This window comes from Bifidobacterium ruminantium DSM 6489 (genome assembly GCF_000770925.1).
Taxonomy (GTDB): Bacteria; Actinomycetota; Actinomycetes; order Actinomycetales; family Bifidobacteriaceae; genus Bifidobacterium; species Bifidobacterium ruminantium.
Map to the genome: position 1 here is coordinate 1 of NZ_JDTK01000044.1, position 3,432 is coordinate 3,432.

The following is a 3,432-nucleotide window of genomic DNA, read 5'->3' on the forward strand; positions in this document are numbered from 1 at the left end:
TGCCGGTCCATGGTCGGTACGGGAATATCCACCCGTTCATCCATTCGACTACGCCTGTCGGCCTCGCCTTAGGACCCGACTCACCCGGGGACGACGAACGTGGCCCCGGAACCCTTGGTCATCCAGCGGACGGGATCCTCACCCGTCTCTCGCTACTCATGTCTGCATTCTCACTCCCCTGAAGTCCACGGCCGGTTTCCACCGCCGCTTCGCCCCTCAGGGGACGCTCTCCTACCCAGCAACCATGAAGATTGCTGCCGCGTCTTCGGTGGTGTGCTTGAGCCCCGCTACATTGTCGGCGCGGAACCACTAGACCAGTGAGCTGTTACGCACTCTTTCAAGGATGGCTGCTTCTGAGCCAACCTCCTGGCTGTCTATGCGACTCCACATCCTTTCCCACTTAGCACACGCTTCGGGACCTTGGACGACGGTCTGGGCTGTCTCCCTCTCGACGACGGAGCTTATCCCCCGCCGACTCACTGCCGGAATACACGTCAACGGTATTCGGAGTTCGGCTGCTGTTGGTACCCAACAAGGGCCCGCAAGCATCCGGTAGCTCTACCCCCGCGACGCAATCAACCGACGCTGCACCTAAATGCATTTCGGAGAGAACCAGCTATCACGGAATTTGATTGGCCTTTCACCCCTAGCCCCAGGTCATCCCCCCGGTTTTCAACCCAGGTGGGTTCGGTCCTCCACGCGGTCTTACCCACGCTTCAACCTGCCCAGGGCTAGATCATCCCGCTTCGGGTCCAGGACACGCGACTCAAACGCCTTTTAAGACTCGCCTTCGCTACGCGTTCGCCACACGGCTTACGCTCGCCACATATCACTGACTCGCAGACTCATTTTTCGATAGGCACGCCGTCACCCCACAAGGAGGCTCCGACGGATTGTAGGCGCACGGTTTCAGGAACTGTTTCACTCCCCTCCCGGGGTGCTTTTCACCTTTCCCTCACGGTACTGGTACGCTATCGGTCAGACAGGTATGCTTAGACTTACCCAACGGTCTGGGCTGATTCACGCGGGATTCCACGAGGCCCGCGCTACTTGGGAAACACGATCGGAAGACGGCATCCGTCCAGGTACGGGGCTCGCACCCTCTGCGGCCAGGCCTTCAAGCCTGTTCCCCTGGAACACCGTTTTATCACTCCCGCCCGGCCCGTCGGAGCCGGGACACGTGATCCCACGACACCGGAAACGCAACCCCCGACGGGTATCACGCGCAACCGGTTTGGTCTGATCCGCTTTCGCTCGCCACTACTCACGGAGTATCCCTTCCTGCAGGTACTGAGATGTTTCACTTCCCTGCGTACCCCCCGCCCACAGGCGGTGCCGGCCCATGACGGCCGGCGGGTTCCCCCATTCGGAGACCCTAGGATCAAAGCCATGTTGGAGGCTCCCCTAGGATTATCGCATCCTCAAACGTCCTTCATCGGTACTGTCTGCCAAGGCATCCACCATACGCCCTTGCAAGCGGCGCAACAGCAAAACAAACATTCACTGCCGTTCCACCCGCAGGATTCCTGATAGCAAGATCGCCAGACGACAAATCATCACACTAAAAATGATCACAAAACGATCGATCTCGAAACCAAACTCCAAAAGAGGAGTCTGGCGAAATCGCGATAAGCAAAAAGAAACACAATCGTTTCTTCATTGCTCGCGTCCACTATCCAGTTCTCAAACCACCACGCGCCACACGATCCGACCAGCCACCCAGGGCCGGCCACCACGCATGGGCATCGAACCGCGCCACAATGAAACCACTGTGGGGTGGCGGTCCGGGAGCCCAAAAGCATATCCGCACCACTCCCGGACGGAACGAATCCCATCCAAGCCCATGATCTCTTCCACACCAGCATCCCCATGCGAGACCGTGGAACCATTCCACGAGCACGGGGCTCACACCGGCTTCCAACACGGAAGCCTGAAATTCTCCGTAGAAAGGAGGTGATCCAGCCGCACCTTCCGGTACGGCTACCTTGTTACGACTTAGTCCCAATCACGAGTCTCACCTTAGACGGCTCCCCCCAAAAAGGTTGGGCCACCGGCTTCGGGTGCTACCCACTTTCATGACTTGACGGGCGGTGTGTACAAGGCCCGGGAACGCATTCACCGCGGCGTTGCTGATCCGCGATTACTAGCGACTCCGCCTTCATGGAGTCGGGTTGCAGACTCCAATCCGAACTGAGACCGGTTTTCAGGGATCCGCTCCCCCTCACGGGGTCGCATCCCGTTGTACCGGCCATTGTAGCATGCGTGAAGCCCTGGACGTAAGGGGCATGATGATCTGACGTCATCCCCACCTTCCTCCGAGTTGACCCCGGCGGTCCCCCGTGAGTTCCCACCATGACGTGCTGGCAACACAGGGCGAGGGTTGCGCTCGTTGCGGGACTTAACCCAACATCTCACGACACGAGCTGACGACGACCATGCACCACCTGTGAACCCGCCCCGAAGGGAGGCCCCATCTCTGGGGCTGTCGGGAACATGTCAAGCCCAGGTAAGGTTCTTCGCGTTGCATCGAATTAATCCGCATGCTCCGCCGCTTGTGCGGGCCCCCGTCAATTTCTTTGAGTTTTAGCCTTGCGGCCGTACTCCCCAGGCGGGATGCTTAACGCGTTGGCTCCGACACGGAGACCGTGGAATGGTCCCCACATCCAGCATCCACCGTTTACGGCGTGGACTACCAGGGTATCTAATCCTGTTCGCTCCCCACGCTTTCGCTCCTCAGCGTCAGTGACGGCCCAGAGACCTGCCTTCGCCATTGGTGTTCTTCCCGATATCTACACATTCCACCGTTACACCGGGAATTCCAGTCTCCCCTACCGCACTCAAGCCCGCCCGTACCCGGCGCTGATCCACCGTTAAGCGATGGACTTTCACACCGGACGCGACGAACCGCCTACGAGCCCTTTACGCCCAATAATTCCGGATAACGCTTGCACCCTACGTATTACCGCGGCTGCTGGCACGTAGTTAGCCGGTGCTTATTCGAAAGGTACACTCACCCCGAAGGGCTTGCTCCCAGTCAAAAGCGGTTTACAACCCGAAGGCCGTCATCCCGCACGCGGCGTCGCTGCATCAGGCTTGCGCCCATTGTGCAATATTCCCCACTGCTGCCTCCCGTAGGAGTCTGGGCCGTATCTCAGTCCCAATGTGGCCGGTCGCCCTCTCAGGCCGGCTACCCGTCGTAGGCTCGGTGGGCCGTTACCCCGCCGACTACCTGATAGGACGCGACCCCATCCCATACCGATAGAATCTTTCCCAGAAGGACATGCATCCAACTGGAGCATCCGGCATTACCACCCGTTTCCAGGAGCTATTCCGGTGTATGGGGCAGGTCGGTCACGCATTACTCACCCGTTCGCCACTCTCACCAAACAGCAAGCTGCTTGGATCCCGTTCGACTTGCATGTGTTAAGCACG

2 rRNA genes are annotated in these 3,432 nt (G+C 59.1%); both read right to left on the minus strand.

The features are described 5' to 3' along the window. A 23S ribosomal RNA gene (locus OU26_RS09215) occupies positions 1-1,484 on the minus strand; the annotation flags it as partial. 462 nt (positions 1,485-1,946) lie between these two features. Further along, a 16S ribosomal RNA gene (locus OU26_RS09220) occupies positions 1,947-3,432 on the minus strand; the annotation flags it as partial.